The sequence below is a fragment of the Synechococcus sp. 63AY4M2 genome, from assembly GCF_002760475.1.
Classification (GTDB): Bacteria; Cyanobacteriota; Cyanobacteriia; order Thermostichales; family Thermostichaceae; genus Thermostichus.
The window spans coordinates 591,262-595,941 of record NZ_AXUX01000001.1; the positions used below are offsets into that span (position 1 = coordinate 591,262).

The following is a 4,680-nucleotide window of genomic DNA, read 5'->3' on the forward strand; positions in this document are numbered from 1 at the left end:
AAAGTGTAGCTTCTGCCCAGGCTACAAAGAGGGCTAGTTTTGCACTATCCTGCCCTACGTGCATCCATAATGACAAAGTCAGGAGCCAAGTGCTGATTATACCTACACACCTACCAAGTTAGACGGTGCATTCGCGGAAAGCTGGCAGCGCAAGTGCCAAATGGACTCACTCATCTGCGTTACCCAAGCCTGGTCGCAGCAGCGCCCCAGCTGCTTTGCTGGCAACAATGAGATGGGGGAAGGTTTCCAGACATTGAGGCCGCGTGGGTTTGCTGGGCCACTGCTTCTGGGGAATTGGTGCCCACCGAGGCCGAACTGGAGCGGCAAAGGGCTGAGCAAGAGCGACAGCGAGCAGAGCGCCTGGCCCAGAAGCTGCGGGAGCTGGGGGTGGATCCCGATACCTTGTAAGGGTAAAGAGAGGAGAACTGGCAATGAGTGACATACTCCCGACCCCGACTGCTGGCAGTACGGAGCGGGCTTCTCGCTTCATCGGGGAGCCTACGCAAGAACCCTCCACGAGCAGACACGGAATGTCCTACCGCGTAGTTGCACCAGATTCCGGCAAAAGCCGTTTTGTGCAACTACTCCTATCATACACCATGTGGGGGTATCTGTATCCCGGCACTGACCCTACGGGTACAGTGCGGGGCTTAGCTACCCCCACACCCCCATAAGCTAACCCGAACCCAATTACTGAGGTGCTGGATCCGGTTTATCTACCCGAGTTGCCCCCCACCCAAGACGAGCTCCCCTACGACGACGGCGAACCTATGGAAAGCTGGCGGCACAGGTGCCAGACGGATTTGCTCATCTCCGTTACCCAAACCTGGCTGCAGCCGCGTTCTGATGGTTTTGTTGGCGGCAACATGTTTCTTTACTACAGCTTGGAGCAAGCCCGCAGCCGCAGTTTCAGAGGGCCCGATTATTTCGTGGTGCTGGGAGTGCCCAAGGGGGAGCGCAAAAGCTGGGTGATTTGGGAGCAGGGCAAAGGGCCGGACGTGGTGATTGAGCTTCTTTTTCCCAGCACTGCCCAGGAGGACAAGACAAGCAAAAAGCAACTTTATGAGCAGATTATCCGGGTGCCGGAGTACTTTTGGTTTGACCCGTTTGATCCAGAAGACTGGGCGGGGTTTCGGCTGAGGGGCGACCGCTATGAGCCAATTCAAGAGGATGCCGAGGGTTGCTTGCCGAGCGAGGTTTTGGGACTGTACCTGGTGAAATGGAAGGGCAGGTTTCGGGACATCGAGGCCACCTGGATTCGCTGGGCCACTGCTGCTGGGGAACTGGTACCCACCGAGGCCGAACTGGAGCGGCAAAGGGCTGAGCAGGCCGAACAACGGGCAGGGCGCCTGGCCCGGAAGCTACGAGAGCTAGGGGTAGATCCAGACGCCCTGTAGACAGCCAAGTAACTCAAGACAACAGATGGATCCCTAGGAGGCCAACAGCAACACAGGTAGCTTTTGAATAGCAGGCCGTAATCCCTTGGGAAAGCGCTCCCGCTTCAAGGGATAGCGATAGTTGAGTTGGGGAATAAGTCTCTCCCATTGATAGGGGTTCAAGCCAGCTACCACTGAACAGAACGGCTCTCTACTGAGCTCTAACCCCTCTTCCATGAGCCTGAGAGCTATGTTGCCTGCAGCTATCTCCAGAGTTTGATTGGCCAGTTGCGGATCCGGATCCCCTAGGAAGATCAGAGCATAGTCTTCTGGCTGAGGACTGCGCAGAATTGGCTCCAGCAAGCCCTCCAGTTCTTGGATAAGCTGCTCTGTCTCCATTTCCCAGTAGGGGAAAAGGCCCACGTTGATCTTACTCAAGCGGATCCTTTCTGATTTAGAGATTTCTGTTAGGCCATCTCTAACCACTAGCCAGTTCTCAGAAGGACTCAGCCAAACTCCTGAGTAATCGACACTATGGAGCTGAAAAAAGGCTCTGATTTCCTGCTCGAAGTCATGAACAGCTTTGCAACATCCTTGCCAGTCGTGGTAGTCATCAACTTGGATAAACCCCCTGGGGTTAACTTGATGGTAGAGATGACGGAAAATATCCATCGTCGACTGATACCAGTCAGCATCTGCATGCAGCAAAGCAATCTCACCCACCTGCTCTCGATAAACAGGCAAGGTGTCAGCAAAAAGCCCTGGCACAGGAACAATGAGATCCCAGACCCCTAGTTCCCTGGCAATCACCTCTAAGTTCTCCGAAATGGGTGCCGCTAAAGCACCGGATCCAAAACCCGCATCGTTGGCAGCAACTCCTCGATAATCTCGATCCACCTCTGTTGGATCAGGCATACCTGAGAAGGTATCGAAAGCATATAGCCTGCGAGGTCGACGGCTGTAGTTCTTAATCACCCAGGCCAGCAAAGCTGAGCTTCCACCCCTGCAAACACCACATTCTACAAAGTTCCCAGGAATGTCTTCTTCACAAACCTGCTTAGCCAGTGAATAAAGGCTCCAAAGACGCTCAAAGCCCAGCAAGGTAAAAGATTTAACTTTCTCTAGCACCCTAGACAACTCAAGGTTACAGACCGGATAGTCCTTGAGGTGCTCTGGCAATGTCCAATTCACAGCAGGGTCTGGAATATGCTCAACGGGCCTGACATTGCCTCGCCAGGCCACTCCCATAATTTGCATGGTCTGGTAAATCATCGTGTTCCAGCCCCTGTCTCTCAAGTAGTTCAAACCTTCAGCCACATCCGGCGAGGCTAGATCATGAAACAGAATCAAGGCATCCTCAGCAGCATAGCGCTCTGCCACTTGAGCATCCTGCAAGGGGGCTGGTGAGTCATGATTCCCATCGATGAAAATCAGAGACCAGCGACGATCCTCTTGCTGGGCAATCTCCTCCACCTTCCCTGGGCTGTAGCCAGGGTAGAGGCTGACGTTGGAGCGGACTCCAGCTGAGCGGAGAGACTGATCAACGCTTGCATAGACTTGAGGATCAGCCAGAGCAGGGTCCACCACATCAAGGGCAACTCCTCCTGCTGCCAAGTGAGCGGTTGACCAGCCCAACCAACAGCCGATCTCCAGAGCAGATTTTCCTCGAAACTTTAGCGCAGTATTGTACAGAATGTGTGCCTCGTCCCGACTAACAAAGCCGATGGTAGGTTGACGTAGATCCGTATGCCAAAGGTGAGGAACTTCTTTCCGTAGATAAGGCCAGGGGTGAGAGCTTGGCTCGGCCGCAATCATTGAAGGAAAGATATGGTCAAGATGTATTCTAATCTGGTTAGGCGATACGTAGTCGTATCTCTTGACCGGAGTGGAGATGATGCCTGCATACCGCAAGCTAGCTTCAATCTTAAAACCTTCAGTTGTAAGCGCAATATGAGTTGGTCTCACCTTAACGTCGGCTGTAAGATGTATGATTCCTACTGGATTGTGAGGTGGAAAAGGATCCACCCAAATCTTCCTTTGCAAATCCCATTGGGGCATCTCACAATGGGCTAGCCAGTTGCAATTTAATGGCAAAAGTTCAACTCTATCCAGACCTATATCTCTATAAATAGCCACGTTTAGAGCAAACTGGTCTGTCCACAAATCAAGGCACCTAGAAATAGCTTGACCTAATCTCTTGCCCCATATTGACCAATGAATAGACTGTCTGGCACCAGAAAACACACCGGCATTCAGCAAAGGCTCTATCTCTAAACCAGCAAAATCCGTGTAGTGAAAGTAGCGACTATATTGCAAAGTTATCCAAGCGTGTCTCACGGATTTGGTGCTGTGTTTAGCAAATAACCCCGGGACTATTGCAAAGCCCTTTCTTTTTGCTCCCAAAGCAAGAAGATAAATTGCAGACCAATCTTGCACCCAAGCATCTGCATCAATCCAAATATAAACTTCATAGCCTGGAAAGTATTCAGGAAGGAAAGGCCTAGAAACTAGTGCCTTGAGATACTTGGGTTGTCTATCAATGTCGGGAATATCATAGTTCCAACCTGGCTCAACGATGTGGTCAACGTACTGACCTATCCATTGCAACTGCTCCGGTGTACAGCCTACATCCAAGAATCCAATATCTACAGAGTGCCCCTGAGGTTTCTCTCGGATGGAGAGAATAGTCCCCTGAACCAATTCAAAAAACTTGCTGTCAGCAGCCGTAACGATAATGGTTGAGTTCATAACCTTAAGTCTCTCCTCCAAGGCTTGAATTGTTGTCGACAAAGCAAGCCCTGCTTAGATAGCAAAGGACTCCTCTTTGGCCTGCTACAACTTCTCCCTGCCAGAGGAGATGGGTAGGATCCAACATCTGGTCAATCTGTTTGCGGTCTTGCTCAGAAGTAAACTCCACGTAAATCACCTTGATGTCTTTGAGCTGCTCTTGCAAGCTGGTCAACACCTCCACCTCCTCTCCACCTGTAGCCACCCTGAGCACATCGATGGGCTCCAAACCCAGCTCCTTGAGAGCTGCCCTGGCTTCCCGGAAAGGGAGCACCTGCTCCACTCCCCACTCGGCCTGAGGATCCTCCGGCCAGAGGCGACGGGTTCTGCAGCTATTCTGCCCCGCTAGCCCCACTGGATGCACAAAGCAGTTGCCCAGGCCAAGAGCATTCTGCCGCAGCAGGTGTAGAGCTAACGAATGCACAAAGCAGTTGCCCAGGCCAAGAGCATTCTGCTGCAGCAGGTGCAAGGCCAAGGGAGCCACCTCAAAACAATGAATGGCCGCCTCAGGGCAGAA

2 protein-coding genes and 1 pseudogene are annotated in these 4,680 nt (G+C 52.2%); 1 reads left to right on the top strand and 2 read right to left on the bottom strand.

All coding sequences use genetic code 11. The features are described from left to right. Positions 1-698: 698 nt before the first annotated feature. Positions 699-1,397 carry a Uma2 family endonuclease gene (locus SYN63AY4M2_RS02685; RefSeq protein WP_099887186.1) on the top strand — a complete coding sequence of 233 codons (699 nt, stop codon included), beginning with the start codon at positions 699-701 and terminating at the stop codon, positions 1,395-1,397. Between the two features lie 33 nt (positions 1,398-1,430). Here the strand turns inward: SYN63AY4M2_RS02685 and SYN63AY4M2_RS02690 are convergent, their stop codons facing one another. Next, positions 1,431-4,124 (bottom strand): TylF/MycF/NovP-related O-methyltransferase, encoded by a 2,694-nt coding sequence (locus SYN63AY4M2_RS02690; protein ID WP_099887187.1) that lies wholly within the window; start codon positions 4,122-4,124, stop codon positions 1,431-1,433. A gap of 4 nt (positions 4,125-4,128) precedes the next feature. Continuing rightward, positions 4,129-4,680, bottom strand: a pseudogene (locus tag SYN63AY4M2_RS02695) (hypothetical protein); the annotation flags it as partial.